17 protein-coding genes and 1 tRNA gene are annotated in these 16,679 nt (G+C 55.5%); 8 read left to right on the top strand and 10 right to left on the bottom strand.

The features are described 5' to 3' along the window. The first annotated feature begins 139 nt into the window (after window positions 1–139). From L6D74_RS08770 to L6D74_RS08790, 5 genes are all read left to right on the top strand, one after another. The gene (locus L6D74_RS08770; RefSeq protein ID WP_236188751.1) at window positions 140–955 is read left to right on the top strand and encodes an FkbM family methyltransferase; all 816 of its coding nucleotides are present in this window, start codon (window positions 140–142) and stop codon (window positions 953–955) included. A gap of 76 nt (window positions 956–1,031) precedes the next feature. Next, window positions 1,032–1,107: transfer RNA gene (locus L6D74_RS08775), tRNA-Thr, on the top strand. A 172-nt stretch (window positions 1,108–1,279) separates the two neighbouring features. Beyond that, window positions 1,280–2,602 carry a tyrosine-type recombinase/integrase gene (locus L6D74_RS08780; RefSeq protein WP_236188753.1) on the top strand — a complete coding sequence of 441 codons (1,323 nt, stop codon included), beginning with the start codon at window positions 1,280–1,282 and terminating at the stop codon, window positions 2,600–2,602. 903 nt (window positions 2,603–3,505) lie between these two features. Then, window positions 3,506–4,486 carry an integrase domain-containing protein gene (locus tag L6D74_RS08785; RefSeq protein WP_236188755.1) on the top strand — a complete coding sequence of 327 codons (981 nt, stop codon included), beginning with the start codon at window positions 3,506–3,508 and terminating at the stop codon, window positions 4,484–4,486. After that, window positions 4,483–4,758: a hypothetical protein gene (locus L6D74_RS08790; RefSeq protein WP_010567876.1), complete on the top strand. Its 276-nt coding sequence runs from the start codon at window positions 4,483–4,485 to the stop codon at window positions 4,756–4,758. Before L6D74_RS08785 ends, L6D74_RS08790 begins: the two co-directional genes overlap by 4 nt. 738 nt (window positions 4,759–5,496) lie before the next feature. On the opposite strand, the gene L6D74_RS08795 is transcribed toward L6D74_RS08790, so the two are convergent. From L6D74_RS08795 to L6D74_RS08810, 4 genes are all read right to left on the bottom strand, one after another. Beyond that, window positions 5,497–7,665: a C39 family peptidase gene (locus L6D74_RS08795; RefSeq protein ID WP_236188759.1), complete on the bottom strand. Its 2,169-nt coding sequence runs from the start codon at window positions 7,663–7,665 to the stop codon at window positions 5,497–5,499. A gap of 781 nt (window positions 7,666–8,446) precedes the next feature. After that, window positions 8,447–8,878 (bottom strand): ubiquitination-like system serine protease family protein, encoded by a 432-nt coding sequence (locus tag L6D74_RS08800; RefSeq protein WP_236188760.1) that lies wholly within the window; start codon window positions 8,876–8,878, stop codon window positions 8,447–8,449. Continuing rightward, on the bottom strand, window positions 8,875–10,101 hold the full coding sequence (locus tag L6D74_RS08805) for a ThiF family adenylyltransferase (protein ID WP_309295709.1): 1,227 nt from the start codon (window positions 10,099–10,101) through the stop codon (window positions 8,875–8,877). Before L6D74_RS08805 ends, L6D74_RS08800 begins: the two co-directional genes overlap by 4 nt. Continuing rightward, a complete protein-coding gene (locus L6D74_RS08810; protein WP_236188763.1) occupies window positions 10,037–10,786 on the bottom strand; it encodes a multiubiquitin domain-containing protein in 750 nt (249 codons plus the stop codon). The genes L6D74_RS08805 and L6D74_RS08810 overlap by 65 nt, the downstream gene beginning before the upstream one ends. A 212-nt stretch (window positions 10,787–10,998) precedes the next feature. Here L6D74_RS08810 and L6D74_RS08815 point away from each other — a divergent pair, with 212 nt between their 5' ends. Both L6D74_RS08815 and L6D74_RS08820 read left to right on the top strand, forming a co-directional pair. Continuing rightward, on the top strand, window positions 10,999–11,370 hold the full coding sequence (locus L6D74_RS08815; RefSeq protein ID WP_236188764.1) for a helix-turn-helix domain-containing protein: 372 nt from the start codon (window positions 10,999–11,001) through the stop codon (window positions 11,368–11,370). 14 nt (window positions 11,371–11,384) lie between these two features. After that, on the top strand, window positions 11,385–12,254 hold the full coding sequence (locus L6D74_RS08820) for an ImmA/IrrE family metallo-endopeptidase (protein WP_092201216.1): 870 nt from the start codon (window positions 11,385–11,387) through the stop codon (window positions 12,252–12,254). A gap of 499 nt (window positions 12,255–12,753) precedes the next feature. Here L6D74_RS08820 and L6D74_RS08825 read toward each other — a convergent pair whose 3' ends face one another. Together L6D74_RS08825 and L6D74_RS08830 are read right to left on the bottom strand one after the other, a co-directional pair. After that, complete coding sequence (locus L6D74_RS08825) at window positions 12,754–13,179, bottom strand: type II toxin-antitoxin system HicB family antitoxin (RefSeq protein WP_064382776.1); 426 nt, start codon at window positions 13,177–13,179, stop codon at window positions 12,754–12,756. A gap of 31 nt (window positions 13,180–13,210) precedes the next feature. Continuing rightward, complete coding sequence (locus L6D74_RS08830; RefSeq protein WP_027611238.1) at window positions 13,211–13,393, bottom strand: type II toxin-antitoxin system HicA family toxin; 183 nt, start codon at window positions 13,391–13,393, stop codon at window positions 13,211–13,213. A gap of 454 nt (window positions 13,394–13,847) precedes the next feature. Here L6D74_RS08830 and L6D74_RS08835 point away from each other — a divergent pair, with 454 nt between their 5' ends. Beyond that, a complete protein-coding gene (locus tag L6D74_RS08835) occupies window positions 13,848–14,114 on the top strand; it encodes a DUF3077 domain-containing protein (protein WP_085698038.1) in 267 nt (88 codons plus the stop codon). A 58-nt stretch (window positions 14,115–14,172) separates the two neighbouring features. On the opposite strand, the gene L6D74_RS08840 is transcribed toward L6D74_RS08835, so the two are convergent. The 4 genes from L6D74_RS08840 to L6D74_RS08855 form a co-directional block, all read right to left on the bottom strand. Beyond that, on the bottom strand, window positions 14,173–14,883 hold the full coding sequence (locus L6D74_RS08840; protein WP_085608639.1) for an SDR family NAD(P)-dependent oxidoreductase: 711 nt from the start codon (window positions 14,881–14,883) through the stop codon (window positions 14,173–14,175). A gap of 33 nt (window positions 14,884–14,916) precedes the next feature. Next, entirely contained in the window at window positions 14,917–15,561 is a 645-nt protein-coding gene (locus L6D74_RS08845; protein ID WP_236188765.1) for a DsbA family oxidoreductase, read from the bottom strand. Next, on the bottom strand, window positions 15,558–15,776 hold the full coding sequence (locus L6D74_RS08850; RefSeq protein WP_007952610.1) for a tautomerase family protein: 219 nt from the start codon (window positions 15,774–15,776) through the stop codon (window positions 15,558–15,560). The genes L6D74_RS08845 and L6D74_RS08850 overlap by 4 nt, the downstream gene beginning before the upstream one ends. Before the next feature lie 348 nt (window positions 15,777–16,124). Beyond that, entirely contained in the window at window positions 16,125–16,658 is a 534-nt protein-coding gene (locus L6D74_RS08855; protein ID WP_236188766.1) for a PBECR2 nuclease fold domain-containing protein, read from the bottom strand. Window positions 16,659–16,679 lie beyond the last annotated feature (21 nt).

The raw sequence follows: 16,679 nt of genomic DNA on the forward strand, positions 1-16,679 counted from the left end.
CGACCAAAAGGACATAACCGCCGAATCGCGGACGCCGGCAATGGACAATTGCACCGGCCATCTGCCCTTGCTATACAGACCTGTGCCGTGCAGGTAGCGCACGCCCGAACAAGAAAAATCTGACCGACAGGAAGCGACCGTGACGTTCATTTCTTACGCACAGAATTTCGAGGACGTTCGCCTCTGGCGCGCCCTGCAGTATTTTGAAAACGGTTTTTATATCGACGTCGGCGCCAATGACCCGATCCACGACTCGGTCACCAAGGCCTTCTATGATCGCGGCTGGCAAGGCATCAACGTCGAACCGATGCAGAACTACTACGACGCACTCCGCCAGCATCGCCCCCGCGACACCACGCTGCAATGCGTGGCCAGCGACCAGCCGGGCGAACTGACTTTCTACGGCATTGCCGACACCGGCCTGTCCACCGCTGACCCGGTCGTTGCGCAAGAACGCAAAAACCTCGGCATGGACGTGCAAAGCTTCACTGTCAACGCACGCAAACTGACCTCGATCTGCGAAGAACACGCCGCCGAGCGGCCGATCCACTTCCTGAAAATCGACGTCGAGGGTCACGAAGAGACCGTCCTGCGCGGCATGGACTTCAGCCGCTTCCGCCCCTGGATCATCCTCATCGAAACCCCATGGGAGCGCGACCACACCTGGGAACACCTGGTGACCGACGCCGGCTATACCAACGTCCTGTTCGACGGCCTCAACAGCTTCTTCCTCGCCAACGAACACATCAACCTCAAACCCGCGTTCGACCTGCCACCGTGCAACCTCGACAACTTCCAGCTGTGCAAAGGCCACAACCTCGCCCACCCGGTAAACCCGGCCCTGGAAACCGCCCTGCAACGCGCCGAACAAGCCGAAGCCCAACTGCGCGCCATGCAAAACAGCCGCGCCTGGCGCGCTGTACAAAAACTGCGCAACGTCCTGCGCCGGGCGTGAATCGCAGAGGGCGCAAAAATAGTCTGAATTCAGGGGTTTACAGAAGCCCCCGAGTCGCTATAATCGTCGCCCACACGCCGGTATAGCTCAGATGGTAGAGCAACTGACTTGTAATCAGTAGGTCCCGGGTTCGATTCCTGGTGCCGGCACCATACAAGGTTCCATAGAAGGCTTTCAAAATCTCTGGAACCCCCGAAAAACCCGCCTTCTGGCGGGTTTTTTCGTTTTGGCGTTCCGTCGGATTCCGCCAAAATCTTATGGATACCAGCCGTTTTAAGGATAAAGATAGGGGTAAGGTCATTCGATAAAGGGAGGAGTACCCTTATGTCGCGCACCACTGCCCCGCTCTCTGATTCGGCTTGCCGTTCAGCCAAGCCCACCGACCGCGCCTACAAGCTTTTCGACGGCGACGGCCTCTACCTTTTAGTCCAACCCAATGGCCGCAAAGGCTGGCGTTTCAGGTATGTAAAACCTGATGGTCGTGAAGGACTGACCTCGTTTGGCAACTACCCCGTGGTCGGCCTCGCCGATGCGCGCAAGAAGCGGCTGGAGGTCAAGCGGATGCTGGTGGATGGCATCGACCCCGTCGAGTCCAAACATCAAGCCAAAACGAAAGCCACAATCCGAGGCCGAACCTTTGAGGGCGCCGCCTTGGACTGGCACAAAGCGATGTCTGCCAAATGGGCTCCGGGCCATGCCAAGACGGTCCTGAGCCGCCTCAAAACCCATGTTTTTCCTCTAATCGGTGATCGCGCTATTGTCGACCTAGACACTCACGACTTGATGCAACCTCTGGAAGCAATCCAAAAGCGTGGCACGATTGACGTCGCGTTAAGGGTACAAAACTACCTGCAAAGCATCATGCGCGAGGCGAAACGTGCTCGACAGATCGCAGCAAACCCTGCCTCCGACCTTGAAGGTTTGATCAAAGCCCCGAGGGTAGTGCACCGCCCAGCTTTACCCTTATCGCGCCTGCCTGAATTGCAGGAGCGCATCGACAACTACAAAGGACGAACGCTGACTCGGCTGACAGTCATGCTCTCTCTACATGTGTTTGTCCGCTCGAGCGAACTACGCTTCGCCCGCTGGAGCGAGTTCGACCTCAAGCGCGGCACCTGGGAGATACCGGACACTCGACCCGCGCTGTACGGAGTACCCTTTTCAACAAGAGGTACGAAGATGGCCGGGGACATCCACCTTGTACCCTTATCGCCGCAAGCCGTGACCCTGCTTGAACAGATCCGCACCCTCACCGGCGAATTCGACCTGGTATTTGCGGGCGATGCCAACCCGTCGAAACCGATGTCTGAGAACACGGTGAACAGCGCGCTTCGAAATATGGGTTACGACACCAAAACCGAAATCTGTGGCCATGGCTTCCGCTCAATGGCATGTAGCGCACTGATTGAGTCAGGACTGTGGTCCGAGACCGCCATTGAAAGACAGATGAGCCACAAAGAACGCAACAACGTCCGCGCCGCTTACATCCACAAGGCCGAATTCATTGAGGAGCGCAGATTGATCATGAACTGGTGGAGCCGGTACCTTGAGACGAATCGACAGGAGCATGTCACCCCCCACGAATTCGCGAACCAGACCGGATCAAACGTCACTCGCTTAAAAGCAAAACGTGGCGCAACTGAGTAAGCGCTCGGTCTTTATATCTCAGTGATCCGCTTATCCACGCGGGTCCATCCAAACAGGGCTGCAAAGCCGCCCTGTTTGGATGGACCTCACTTAAAAAATCTAAAGCTCACGCAACTGTCTGTGGAAAACCACGGATTTCCACCGGTGGATAATTTCATCCACAGCCGCACAACTCCCGAAAATTCGAGCCTTGACCCGAATTATCCACAGGCGTAGAAAAGATCGGGCAAAGCGCTGTCGTTGACAGCAACCCAGGTAGCCAGAACCTTTAAGGCTACGCCACACCGTGGTGGTTCTCCCAAAGTGCGATTAGCGTCCGGCAGCTCGCACGGTCACAGCGATGTGATGGATGCCTACTTCTACCAGAGTGCCACTGCGGCAACTCATCCCCCTTCATAGCTGCCCTGCAGCAACCTATCCGCTTGGCCATTTCATTGCGCCAACCTGCGCCCGTCTCTTTCTTCCGGAAAGAGACGGGCGCTTCTACCACTGCTGCAGCCCAACTCGTACAAGGCTTTGCGGCATTCCCCCTCGTGACAATCGGCGTGACAAACACCGAAGTCACCGGCAACAGCAATGCAGATGATGGTGCCGCAGCCCAGGGAATGGACTGCACCTGACTGACAGTCAGGCATGCCCCTGTCATCGCATCGCTGCCTTCACCTGACTCAGGATCTCGCGTCGCTGGTTTCGTCAGCCAATGCAGCCTCCACCCGCCCTCCGGTAACGGTGCTCAGGAGGCCAGATCATGAGATGCCCATGCTCCCGGTAGTAAGGAGCCGTCAGTCACGCGTTAGTGGACATCCCCATAGGTCGCAGGGGCCTTGATCCCTGATAACACTCAACATTCTTGGCGGGATGACGTGGGGCGGGATCGGGAGGTACAAGTAGGAGGTAGTCGATATGGCATTGGTGGGAAAACGGGATGGCCGTAACTTTGGGTACGGCAGGCAGTTGAGTTATGCGGGGCCGCAGGCGCTGAAAGACATGTTCGGCGGCGGCCACTACGGCACGGTCAAGGCGCACTGTGATCGGTGGTTGGCATTCGTGAAGTGGTGTCGGTCTGAAGCAGGTCCCGGGGTCAATGATGCGCGGCAGATTGATCGCGAGGTATTGTCGGACTATGCCGCATACCTTCGCGGCCTGGTGGAGCACGGCGACATAGCTATCAGCACTGCACAAAACCGGCTATCCAGCGTTAACACGACCATGGCAGCGCTTCGTGGTGATCAGTATGTGAAATTGCCAAGTCCGAGCAAGACATTAGGTATGCAGCGCACTGGGATTCGTCACTCGGTGCCGCAGGGCCAAGACCGCGAACAGGTTAAGCAGATTGTCGATGCGCTTTGCAGACATCATCAGCTACGGTCAGCAGCGATCATTCTATTGGCACGATCCACCGGCATGCGCTTGCGTGAGGCCATCTTGGCTGACCTGCCACGACTAAGTCGTCAAGCTAAAGACTTAGACAAGATCAACATTCAGGACGGCACCAAAGGCGGCCGCGCCGGTGCATCAGCACCCCGTTGGATTACGGTGGACGAGCGCATTCGAGGCGCGCTTGAGTTTGCACAGCAGGTATCGCCTGCAGGTAGTCGCAACCTGATTGCGCCAAGCGAAAGTTATTTGAATGTTCTGCAGGAAGTCGTCCGCCCTGCACGGGACATTCTTCATGCATCCAACCTCAAAGGCTTTCATGAGCTCCGGGCGGCGTACGCATGCGAACGCTATGAGCAGATCACCCAGCATCGCGCACCTATCAACGGAGGTAAATGTAGCCAGGTAGATCGGTGCCTTGATCGTGAGGCACGGAGGCAAATCAGCTATGAGCTCGGGCACGGTCGGATCGATGTGGTCGGCGCCTACATTGGGAGGCACACATGAGTAAGTCATTCGATATGGAACTGTTCTTGGCTGGCGTGCTGACCGGATCGCATGCGACCCGGCAACGTCATTTACGTCAGGCGAAGCTAATCCAAACGGAAATTGCAAAGCGTTGGCAGCGAGAGACGCCTTGGGCTTGGCAGAGAAAGCATGTGGCTTGGTTTCTCGAACATCGCATGAGCCAGCGCAGTGAGGCGGCGCGGTATTACTACCTGCTGACGATCCGGCTGCTCGCTCGACGCCTAGAAACATCATGGATTTTCAATCTCTGAGTCGGACCTGGTCTTGATAGTCACGGCCGACAGCAATCGGCCGAGGCTGTGTAAAAACATTTTTCAGCGCGACAGGTACTCAAAACCGGACTGGAAATCGCGCTTCTACGCAAAATCCACATCTGCTGACGTGCCGATAAATTTCAGATTTAACGTAGACGCGCGCACCTAAATTTTGGCGAAGCTTTTTTACACACTCTGGGCCATAAGCGGCCATCGTGCGCACACCAAGACGTGCGGGGCTACACCATCTCGATGCAGCTCATCTTGGGATATACCATGCATGTCTTATGCATCATAAGACCAGTGCGTCCAGTAGTGCCCGGGCTTGATCAGAGCGGCGAAGGTGCTCTCGCATGACACCGCCGCCGCTTGGGCAGCCTCTCGCCGCCTGGCGATGATGATCCCGGCTACCTCATTGAACGTTGAATCCAGGCCGTGCTCCCACACCCACGCTCTGAGCTCCGAATAGATTTGGCGATGGTAGCTGTCGAAGCTACCCCAATGCTGACCAATGTCGGACGGGTACGATCGCTGTCTTGCTGGCGGAGAACAAAATCCTGGAGCCGGCGTGCGGTTCCGTAGGAGTCGTCCAGAAGGATGTGTCGGTGCTGATCGTAAGGTGACTGTGGCTTCTCTGGCTTCTCGCGAGTGGAGTGCCTTGCCAGCCTAGACTACGGAAGCATGCCGCCTCGGTGTCATTAGGGGGAAGGACATAGCCCTCCCCTAATGAAACCATCACTCCGCCTTGGGAGCGGGAGCGTCCGGGTAAAACGCTTCAAACGTATCGCGAGGAAACAGTGATCGGATCTTCAGCAGGGCATTCGCAAGATACAGGGTCTTCTCAGCCGCAGAGTAGTCACTGCTGTATCGGCCAGAGAAGAAATTGACGACCCAGCCGTCTTTGGTGCGACGTATCTCTCCTGCAATTCGTGCAGCCTGCATCCCCGTCATGCTCGGGTGCCCTAGCTCAGCCGGCTTAGGAATGTCTTCGGCGAGGAATAGCACACCATCCTTACCAATCGCCCAAATAAGCTTTCGCGTGAAGCTTGGGTCTTCAGCCACCTCTTTGTACGCCTCATGAATTTCACTGAGGGGTATTTGTTGAGGATCCCAGAATCGCTTCGCGGTCGGATTGGTACCCTTGCCGTCCCGTGAAACTTCGTTATCTTTGATATGGTTGGGCGCTCTCAACGTTCCATACATGCTGTTGAGGTGGCTTTCGTAGTCATCCCGGCGACGCTTGAGCGCTCGAGTGAAGGCAGAGAAAAAGTGTTGATCGTCGAGCCCCCCAACCTTCAGCTCCAGGCCCTTGAATCCTCCAAGCATGGCATCAGCGTAGATCGGATCGTGTATATAAATGCCCGAAACGGCGTTGCCCAATGGAATATCCGTAGCGTCAAGCAATATACGAAACGCAGGCTCGCCATCCCAGAAAAAGTCGATCTGCCATTGCAGGCGGGCAAGGTGGCCGTTCAAGAAAGCGAGCTTGTCTTCTCTCCAGCGAACGATCAAGGACTCATCTAACTCCCATTCGCCCAAGCGGTCGCCCGGCTTGCGATGAGTCACATGTGTTCGCACATCATCACGGGCTTCGGCAATCGAGGCCAGTTTTATGTGGAAGCTAACCTTCGGCACCTTGACCTTAATCAGAGGGCATACCTCTGATACCAGGAAGCCGTCGATCTGCTCGGCGATCCGAATTGCCGTGCCATGGGCATAGATGAAAGGCAACCGAGTCTTTCTATCGGCTGGAACGATGGAGATGTCAGGCACGATCACTTCGTGCGGCTCGACCCATGTCGAGGCATCAGGCTCTCGAATCGACATCGCCAAGCCCCAGCGCGTCTCCATCCCCTCAGGCGTGTTCTTTTTGAGGATGTCTTTAAGCATGACCATTTGAGCACGAGCGTATGGCCCAAGGCGGTCGTCATGGACATAGACCCATTTATTGCCATCTCGGAAATCGTAACCGAGGGCGGTGATGGCGTGCCCAGCTTTGACAAACTCTCCGGATTCGTCAGGTGTCAGGCCAAACACAGTACCAGTCAAAATTACAGGCAAGTCGCTGTCGATGTGCGCGGCCAAGTATTCCTGGAAGAATTCCTGGCTGGATTTCTCCAGGTTGCTGTTGTGGTAACGCAAACCTTCGACATCCAACGTTCGCTGAATCTGCTTATTGCTAAGCTCTTTGTTTGGGAAACCGTTGCTTGATCCGTCCACAAAATTCAAAGCCGCGGTGGTGATCTCACTGCAGGACTTGATGTCTTTAACCCCTCGGCCTGGCAGGCCATGAAGGGCCGTCCAGATCGCGGTGGTAGCGCATGCAGCAACAACCTTGTCCTGTTCTTGGAAGGCGATTGAGTCGACGGTGAGCTTCAGGCCGAAGAGGTTCACCTCGTAGCGCCTGTCGATTTTCTTCTTGCCCGGCCCTCTGTCACCACTTACCCGCAGGCAGGTTTTACCCACGAACGTTCGGGTCAGTGGCTTGATCACCATGAAACCGAGGTAATGTTCCTGCAGCGACTCCAGAGTCAGCTTCAGTTCTGGCTTGTCTGCAAAAACCACATCCGAGTCCCCCACCAGCAGCGCGTCGAGCTGCTTGTGCGTGAGGTCGCAGTTGAAGAAATGCAACCGAGCGCACTTATAGCCATCGTTGCCGAAACGCCCCAGGTAGAAACGCGAGTAATCTTCTAGGAAGTCTCGGTCGATGTACTGATGCTCGAGCAGAATGCTACCGACAGTCTTCTTATCTTCCGGTAGCTCCGGCATGAACGACTTGAGGTAGTTGTAGATGTACTTGATCTGGCGCTTTTCGAAGATGTCAGCGTGGTCGTAGGCAAACGGCTCATGGATCAACGCTGCCAGCGTCGCTTCCTCGAAGCTGGTAATGAGGTATGGGGTCATTGTGATCGCGCAAAAAAAAGCAGCCCATCAGGCTGCTTTTATATGAAGAGATTTTTCAGAGGCTGCAGGTCTTGGCCAACAGAGCCGGAGTCACTTCTTGAGCCGTGAAATGAGAAGCCAGACGCTTATTGGTGTTAACCATACGCTCACGCGCAGCCCGTAGGCTCTCTGCATGCGTGCCATTGCGAGTGCGGGCTTCTTCAATCAGACGCTCAAGAGTCATCGCTCTATCCTCTAAAATACAGGTTCCACTTACAACAAGTAGTACCCAATGCGCGACCACAGACTTCGAAAAATCGAAGCTAGCGTGGTACTCGAGACGCTCACCAAGGAGGCGCGGATTATCAATCCTCGCCATCTCTCACTACAAGCAACCATCTCACCAGCCGACAAGCGGCAATAAGACTGTAGTTCAGACCGAGCAAAAGCTCCAAGGTTCATGAAAAACAGCTCCAGAGCTGGCAACGAGCAGTACCCAAGAGGGTGATCCGCTCACGCAGATCTTGGTTGGCCCGCCTTACCCTACGGCACAGAAATGCCGAAACCTCCACACACGGAAGTGCCCTAACGAGGGCAGGAGGCATTGGATGGATCCAGTATGGCATATGGCCGTCGTACACTTAAAGTGTAATTTTCGACAAATTTGAGCACCCTAACGGTGCAAAAAGACGGGAGATTCAGTCGAGGGGAGGTCGCTTCAATCGCAGAATTAGGGCCCTTCCTAGCACGGGCCCTTCCTCTTTCTCTACATACAGTGGAACGTGAGAGGCCAAGCTGGCCATTACAACCCCAGCCATTTCCTCAATTTTTCGAACAGTGAGAGCTCTGACTGTAATGTCGGCACAGGTTGATGAGTCTCGCCGCTTGGCTTGGCAACCTGAAGGCGCGCCTTCGCTTCCGCGTCTCGCTTACGCCCGGCGTTGATCGCTTCCTGAGACATGTCCCCAGCCCACTCGATACGACCCGAGCGTACCCAATAGTGCGAGCGACAAGGAAACGTCCAGTTGCCCACAGAGGGCTTGAGAGAAACGTTTTCCCCATCGAATGACATTTGCCAATCGGTTGGGGAAAAAGGTGTGATCACCTTGGTTCCGCAACCACAGGCGCACAGGTGAGCGGCGGTGGCGAACTCCATGGCGAGATAGAGCTCTCCTGGCTCCAGCTTGCCTGGGAAGCTTTCGACAAACTGCGGTGCCAAATGCTTTACCTTCATGACTCGTCCTCGCTGTTGCCCATCTCGTTGAGGTTGGTCGAGTAAGTGACGTGGCCCGCTTTACATTGATCGACGTAGAAGCCACAAAGCCGCTTCCACATGCCCACTGCGAGAACCGCGTTGAGTGCATTCAGATCAGCGATCTGAATGTTCGAGCGGTAAGCATCCTCTGCCTCATTGTCGGTCAACGGCATCGTACGGGCGGCGTGGTCATGGTGAGTCAGTGTCAGAGCCGTCACCCGGCAGGTGCCCCAGACCTGCTGAGTATCATTGACCAGATGTACTCCCATGCCCACATCAAGCAGTGACGTACGAGTTCCATTGAGTTCCCGGACGACCAGAGCTCGCGCTGGGGTGTTGTCTACACAAAGAAACACGTAATCAAATTGTCGGAGCTCACCCACGTTCTCTGCGGTGATCATCGACGGGTGCTGAGTGATTCCACGATGCATCTGGCTGTATACCTCGTGGAGATACTCCACCTTTTTCAGTCCTCGCTCCAATGTGGCAAACGGTACAGCACCTGGATAGCGGAATGCGTTGTGCTGCTGGAGCAGATCGCCATCGTAGAGGTGAATCTCTGCCGCTGGCGTTTTCGCGATCTGATCCAGGATGTAAGCACCGGTGCCGCCCAACCCTACAATCGCAATTTTCAGCCCCTTGAAATTCTGTGTGGGCATCGCGATACCTGCGCGTGGTGACGCCGTGTCCGTGTAGGCGAACACAGTGTCTTCCGTCTCCGACCGAATGGGAGCGAAGGTTTTAGCAGTTACGCTAGGGTCTATTGCCTGGGCTTGGCCGGTCAACATTGATACGTAGATCGAGACTTTCTGGTAGTAATCGGCGTAGTCGCTACCCCGAAGCTTGGCCGAGAAATAGTGGTTCACCACCAAGTCCGGCAGCAGCGTAGCCGCGTTGCTGTTGTTGATGATTTCATCGAGGGGACGCCCTTGCGAATTGCAAGGGCGGTCACCAATGAAATGTGCTGTATGGTCGCTCGGTTTTCCCGCAACATCAGCCACCAGGTTGAGCGCCATAACCAACACGCCTTTGCACACCTGACGCTCAGCGTTCACGTAGGGGACGTCCCGAACCAGGAGATAACCTTCCTTGGTGTCTAGGTTGTACCCTTCGTTGCGCAGACTCAGGAGATGAGGACTACGACTTATCAGTTGGTGTGACATTGAAGTGCATCCCCTTCTTGATACGGACGTGCTGGCCATCAACCAGGTTAGTGAGCGAGTTGCCTTCGTGGCCTTTGGCGTAGGTCACGGTGAAGTGGGCATTGGGGGCCGGCTGCGCATCCGGGTAGGCCAAGTGCACTACCTCCCAGTACGACAGAGTGTGGGAGTGAACAAACACTGGCTGCGTATTGACGAAGACCTTGATGTTGATTTCAACCGCAGCAAAGTGCTCCACACCCGGGCGGGCCAGATCGAACAGGTCACGATCCTCGATCAGCTCATCGTCATCGCCCGGCACCACCAGGAAAATGTCGTACTTCTGCGCGTCAACGCCGGCGAGTTGCTTGAGAGTGCGCCCGGAGATCCGCTGAGCCCCCCAGTCCTGAGCTTGGCCATCGATGAAGAAGCGGTAGGAGCGGTCGCTTTTGAAAGCTAAAAATTTCTCAATACCAGCCAGACGCAGATCTGTCGTGCCTCCCGGGCTGAGCAGATCTAGATGGCCGTTGGTGAGAAGTTGATACAGCAGGTATTCGTCGACCGGACGGAAGCCGGCCTCCTCCAGCACCTGCCGCCCGGTTGGAACGGGGTCAGTAATTACGAGAGGCCGGTACTCCAGATTTTCGTTCCCAATCTGAATTTTGTAGGGGCCATGGTCACGTACCTGGCGACCTGCGGCGAGGGCGGCGGCAACGTCTTCAATCTCTAAGTCGTTCAACTGTGTCATGGATAAATCCTCGCATTTGAACCAGATGAGCCGTTGCCTAGCCAGACAACACTATGGCTCTAAAAAACGACCCCGAAGGTCGTTGCCTAGCCAGACAACAGTAGACTTCAAAAAAAACCCGCTTATCATGGATCATGAATCGCGAGCTGTTGCCTAGCTAGACAACAGCCTACTCCCGCCCCAATGGGCATTGCAATAGGTTGGAGAAAATAATGGATTTGGCCGGGTTCATCGCGAGCATGCGTGAACGAAAAGAGCTGAGTTTCCGTGACTTGGAGAAGCGGGCAGGTGATCTTGATCACGCCTACATCTGGAGGCTGGAGAAGGGAGATCGGGCGGCTCCGTCAGAGGATGTCGTCGTCCGCCTGAGCCATGCACTCGAGCTCGACAACCGAGAGAGTGACGTGTTTCGGTTACTGGCCAAGTCCGTGACGGTAGAGAACGCGCTGTATCTCCTAATGCTCGAGCGCAAGGACATCCCTTGGGAAGACTTCGAGGATGTGGCCACCATGAGCTTCCGGGGCGAACGCCCAAATACCAAAGAAGCCTGGATAAAGCGGATCGAGCTCATTCAACAGATGTAGGAACGGAGATTTTCATGGACGAAACCACTGCGGTTTTATTGGCCCGCAAGCTGCTGAAAGACGCCAACGTCACAACGGCGCCAGTTGATGTTGAGGCATTGGCGCAGTCATTGGGCTTCCAAATCTCCCGGAAAGAGCTCGATGAGGGTGAGGCAGGCTTCACGCTCATACGGCGCGAGAAGAAGTACATTTGCGTAAACCAGCAGGACAGCGTAGTGAGGCAACGCTTCACAATTCTCCATGAGATTGCACACCATGTGCTCGATCAACCGTCCAAACATGAGAAGGTGCCTTCTGACGAACTAGAGCGCTTCACCGGGCGCCCTCCCGAGGAAATTCTGTGCGACATCTTTGCTGCAGAATGCTTGGTGCCATGGCAATTGATCCAACCGCTCGCGGAACAGAAGGACTTTACGCTGGAGCATCTGACCGAACTGGCTGAGCAGTTCCAGGCTTCCCGCTCCTGCATTGCCTCCAGATTTGCCCAAGCTTCCAATGATCACTTGGCATTCGTGGTGACCGAAGACGGCATCATCAAATACTCCATCGTTTCTAAGGCACTCAAGGCATCAAGAGTATGGATCAGCAAAAACGTCGTCCTTCCTAAAAACTCCGCTGCCGCCGAGGCATTGAAGTCGGGTGTCAGCGGGCTTCATGAAGCAGATACGGAAGGTCTGGATTGGAGTAATAGTGATGACGCTAGGCGGTTCGCCTGCTATGAGCAAGCAACTTATTACGCACCGACCAAACAGACCCAGTCCATCATCATTTTCGATGAGCTTGAACAGCGCCCGGCTTCAGCAGGCTATCGTGCCGCCGATGACAACGGTGGTTTGCTGGAGGAGCTCGATGGCTATCCTGGGTGGTCGAAGCCCCGTTACTAACCGCTCCCCCGGCATCTAACAGAGGGTGAGCAGCTAGCGCTCACAAGCTCAAAACTGATATCGCAAGTATGCTTGTCCAACGCGATCTGGCCTGAGCCCGGCGTTCGATAGGGAACGGTGGTTCCCAGCTCATCTGGCGAGTTCTTCAGGCGTCGCGAAATGAACTGAATCATCGAGTCCGGGAAATACACCAACGCCTCGTTGAAACCGACCCGTTGCTCGATCAATCTCACCGAGTAATCGCTCCTAATTTGGCTTTTCTTGCGTCGATGAAAGAACGGGCACGTCAAAGGATATTTTTAGAGGTAGTTGGTTGTACATCATCAAGAAAAGTATTTATAAATCATATGGCTAATAAGATTTTCGACTCCTGGTGCCGCACCATACAAAACGAAGCCCCTGCAGAAATGCAGGGGCTTTGTTGTTTCTGGGATTGGTTTTTTCCACCCCAAATGAAAAGCCACCGACAGCGATCGCTGTCGGGGGCTTTTCTCCAATCTTAAGCAGCCTCAACCGAAAGCAAAATCCGCCGCCCGAGCTGCTGCAATGCACGCTCGACATTTTCGATCTTGGAGTGATGCAGGAAATCGACTAACCGATCTACCTGGGGTCGTTGCACCCCCAACCGACGTGCAAGTTCAGCCTTGCTGACTCCAGACTCCAAAAGCGTATTCCAGAGCCCAACCTTCGCAGCAGTCAGTGCAGGCAGACGCAAAACAGCGTCACTTTCCTGCTCTCCCACATCACCTGTCGGAATCAACCGGCGATCATCAACGTAGATCGACAATGCCGTTTCCATAGCATCAATAGCGCCGTCGAGCGCTTCTTCGAGGGTGTCGCCAGCGGCGTGCATCTCTGGAATTTCTGCGCAGGACAACCAGACACTGCTCGGCTCCTCGTGGACTTCCAACGCATATTCGAACATCACGTTTCCTCTCATGGGGTACAACTGGGTCTCAATCCTTGAGGCCCAGTTGTTTGATTATCGATTTTCTCAACCCTTCGCCTATCTCCTTGGCTCCGTGGTCGGGAAAGACAGTTGATTTGCCATTCAAGGAAACCTTGAAATGACTACCCTTGCCGGTTTGGAACTCGACGCCTTGGGCTTTCAACCATCGCCGAAACTCGCTGTACTTCATGTGCATCACTCGCTGTTCGGTCGAGCAAATGTGCAACATATTTGTTTCGCATGCAACATAACTGTTGCACCACACATCTGGAACATCGCTAACCCGCCACCACCTGGCCACGATTGCGCTCTCCCCTTCCCTCAAGCTACCGTCAAACCCGTCGCTGCCAATTCAGCGACCGGGCCTGAGAACCCGCGTAAGATGCAGGCGCTCCAGCGCCCCAACCCACGTTTGCCGGCGTTTTTTTGTGCCTGCATTTCCGTGCAATGGCGGCTGTGCGTGGGAGGCTTTCGAGCCTGCCGGGTTCCTGTATCTCCGGTTTCTCAGCCTGCGCATAGCTGCCACCCTTTCGCCTGAGAACGAAGTGGCAGCGCTCATTTGATACAGGGAGTTTCACAAATGATTAGCATCGATCCGTCCAAAGTCTGCCCTTTCCACCAACCAGCCAACGGTAGGTGAAGCCATGACCAACCCCCACGACCTAAAAACCCTCGGTCTCACCCATTTTTCCTTCCAGTCCAACCACGCACTGTTCCGCACCAACCCCGGCGTCCCGGTCGTCACCGCCCTCTCCCACGCCTCGCATCTGCTGCACATCTCCAAACTGCTCACATCAGATACTTCTGCTGCCAACGATCCAGAACTCCACGCTTGCGCCTCGCAATATTTGCAGGAGTTGAGCAAGGCGCTGGTCGATGACGCGGTCAAAGTGTTGAGTCCGGATCCGTAAATCGTCGCCCACAAAAAAGCCCTCGCATCGCGGCGAGGGCTTTGTGTTACCGGATCAATCAGTGCCCAGCGCTTTGCCCACCATCCACATGCAGAATCTCGCCGGTCACAAAATTCGCGTTATCGAGATACACCACCGCCTGCGCAATGTCGTCGATCTCGCCCATGTGTCCAACCGGATGCAGCGCGCCCAGTGCCGCGTGGGTTTCCTCGCCGTGCATCGGTGTCTTGATGATGCCCGGCGATACCGCGTTCACCCGGATTCCGCGTTTGGCGTATTCGATGGCCAGGGATTTGGTCGCGGCGTTGAGGCCGCCCTTGGTCAGCGACGCGAGGACCGAGGGTACGCCGTCGATGGCGTGGTCGACCAGGCTGGTGGTGATGTTGACCACGTGGCCCTTGCCCTGTTTTTCCATCTCGGCGATGGCCAGTTGGGTGATGTAGAAGAAGCCATTGAGGTTGACCGACAGCACTGCGGCGTAGTCTTCCGGGGTGTAGGCGGTGAAAGGTTTGGCGACGAAGATGCCGGCGTTGTTGACCAGGGTGTCGATACGGCCGAAGCGCGCCACGCCTTCGCTGATTACGCGCTGTGCGGTGGCCGGGTCGCCGATGTCGCCGGCGATGGTCAGGATTTGCGGGTCGTTCGACGGTTTGATCGAGCGCGAGGTGGCGACGATGTTGTAGCCCAGTTCGCGGAAGGCCTTGACCATGCCTTCGCCCAGACCTTGGGAAGCACCGGTGATAACGACAGTTTTTTTCGAATTGCTCATGATGAAATCCTCAATCAATAAGTAGGTGTTGAATCAGGCCGCAGCCAGTTTTTTCAGCATTTGTTCGTAGTACTCGACCGATTGCGAACCGGAGACGAGGTGCTTGCCGTTCAGGATCAGCGCGGGCACCGAGTGGATCCCGTGCTGCCGGTAGAACGCCTGCAGTTGCCGCACTTCGCTGGCGAATTCATCGTTGGCCAGCACCTTGCGGGCCCTCGCCGCATCCAGTCCCGCTTCGGTCGCCAGACGGATTAGCGTCGGGTGATCGTTGGGGTTGTCGCCGTCGCGGAAGTAAGCGCGCAGCAGGATCTTTTTCAGTGCGACTTGCCGCCCTTCCTGCGCCGCCCACATCAGCAATCGATGAGCGTCGAAGGTGTTGTGAAAGTGCGTGCGTTTCTCCAGGTCGAACTCGAAACCGATGGCTTTGCCGCGTTCGATCTGCATCTTCTTGCCGGCGGCGACGTCTTCGGCGGTGCGGCCGTATTTGCGCATCAGGTGCTGCACGGCCGGTTCGCCTTCGGCGGGCATGTCCGGGTTGAGTTCGAAGGGCTTGTAGGTCAGCTCCACCGAAATCTCGCCGACCAGGTTGCCGATCGCCTGCTCCAGCGCTGTTGCCCCGAGTGCGCACCAGGGGCACACCACGTCGGAAACGAAATCGATGGTTACGGTCGGGGTCATGACTGCCCCCGTTCCGCCAGTTGTCGGCGGTATTCGGTGGTGGTGATGCCGGCGTAGCCCCAGTTATCGGTGTCGACTTCTTCGATCACGATGTGGGTCAGGTCCGGACGTTTGTTGAGGACGCGCTCCAGGGTTTCGGTGATTTCGGCGATCACCTGAGCTTTCTGCTCACGGGTAACGCCGTCGCGGGTGATGCGTACGCTGACAAATGGCATGACGACTACTCCAGTGACCTGCCCTCGGGATGATGGTCAGGTGTTGGAGCTCAATTTAAGCGTGTGCCGGGAGGGGAAAAAGTAGGGGTGGGGTACTTCATTTGTGAGGTGGTGTAATGAATTGATACACCTACGTCGCTACCACTTACCGCTTGAAGTCTTAGGTTGACACATCAAATTCAGTGGCCGAGAATCGGCCCCAAGAGCGCGAAACCGACTGCCATCAGGTGGCGATAGTCGGCGTTAGGAACCCCGTTGATGACCTGATAATCAGCGTTCGGGTGAGACCTCTTCTCCCCTGCTTGAGGGAGCACAATATCAAGCAACTTTTTCGTGAAGGGCAGCCTGTTAAGGCTGCCCTTTTTGTTTGGGCCATCGGTAACGTTGAAACAGCAGCTCTCCATGCCGATGCTTGTTCAGTCCCTTTTTGTCACAGTTCATGAAGTTCCAAAGTACGTTGCCGTGATCGATATGGATCACGACCAGCATCTGGTATTTCGTGTTGTAGACACCGATGTATGTCAGTCGGAAAGAGTCGTCATCGTAGGAAATCTTCCAGATCTCTAACGGCTTTTTCAGGGTGTCTTGCGCGAAGTCCGTGAAGCGCTCTCGAGCATTCGGGCGTTTTTCCACAATGTGCAACAAGTGCTCGCGCCTCACCAGAACTGGGCAAATGGGTGTCTCAATCACTGTTGAATTGAGGCCGTCATAAAGCCCGAAGCCTTTGGCAACTTGCGCCCATGCAGCCTCCAGACTCTCGGCACCCGGACATTCTCTGATCGCAGAAGTCAGCAACTCGGGATCAATGTCCCGAATGTCCGGTAAACCAAGATCCTTCCAGTTCTTTTGTTCAGGTAACGCCCTGCTCCCAGGCACACTCATTGGCATCCTCTCGCTAGCTTC

Origin of the sequence: Pseudomonas pharyngis (assembly GCF_021602345.1) — a bacterium.
Taxonomy (GTDB): Bacteria; Pseudomonadota; Gammaproteobacteria; order Pseudomonadales; family Pseudomonadaceae; genus Aquipseudomonas; species Aquipseudomonas pharyngis.

Bases quoted from the DNA above. Each gene is read 5' to 3' on its own strand.
- L6D74_RS08855 (WP_236188766.1), bottom strand. From the start codon at position 16,658: ATGAGTGTGCCTGGGAGCAGGGCGTTACCTGAACAAAAGAACTGGAAG.
- L6D74_RS08795 (WP_236188759.1), bottom strand. From the start codon at position 7,665: ATGACCCCATACCTCATTACCAGCTTCGAGGAAGCGACGCTGGCAGCG.
- L6D74_RS08835 (WP_085698038.1), top strand. From the start codon at position 13,848: ATGACCAACCCCCACGACCTAAAAACCCTCGGTCTCACCCATTTTTCC.
- L6D74_RS08790 (WP_010567876.1), top strand. From the start codon at position 4,483: ATGAGTAAGTCATTCGATATGGAACTGTTCTTGGCTGGCGTGCTGACC.
- L6D74_RS08800 (WP_236188760.1), bottom strand. From the start codon at position 8,878: ATGAAGGTAAAGCATTTGGCACCGCAGTTTGTCGAAAGCTTCCCAGGC.
- L6D74_RS08815 (WP_236188764.1), top strand. From the start codon at position 10,999: ATGGATTTGGCCGGGTTCATCGCGAGCATGCGTGAACGAAAAGAGCTG.
- L6D74_RS08785 (WP_236188755.1), top strand. From the start codon at position 3,506: ATGGCATTGGTGGGAAAACGGGATGGCCGTAACTTTGGGTACGGCAGG.
- L6D74_RS08845 (WP_236188765.1), bottom strand. From the start codon at position 15,561: ATGACCCCGACCGTAACCATCGATTTCGTTTCCGACGTGGTGTGCCCC.
- L6D74_RS08805 (WP_309295709.1), bottom strand. From the start codon at position 10,101: ATGGCCAGCACGTCCGTATCAAGAAGGGGATGCACTTCAATGTCACAC.
- L6D74_RS08780 (WP_236188753.1), top strand. From the start codon at position 1,280: ATGTCGCGCACCACTGCCCCGCTCTCTGATTCGGCTTGCCGTTCAGCC.
- L6D74_RS08820 (WP_092201216.1), top strand. From the start codon at position 11,385: ATGGACGAAACCACTGCGGTTTTATTGGCCCGCAAGCTGCTGAAAGAC.
- L6D74_RS08850 (WP_007952610.1), bottom strand. From the start codon at position 15,776: ATGCCATTTGTCAGCGTACGCATCACCCGCGACGGCGTTACCCGTGAG.
- L6D74_RS08840 (WP_085608639.1), bottom strand. From the start codon at position 14,883: ATGAGCAATTCGAAAAAAACTGTCGTTATCACCGGTGCTTCCCAAGGT.
- L6D74_RS08830 (WP_027611238.1), bottom strand. From the start codon at position 13,393: ATGAAGTACAGCGAGTTTCGGCGATGGTTGAAAGCCCAAGGCGTCGAG.
- L6D74_RS08825 (WP_064382776.1), bottom strand. From the start codon at position 13,179: ATGTTCGAATATGCGTTGGAAGTCCACGAGGAGCCGAGCAGTGTCTGG.
- L6D74_RS08810 (WP_236188763.1), bottom strand. From the start codon at position 10,786: ATGACACAGTTGAACGACTTAGAGATTGAAGACGTTGCCGCCGCCCTC.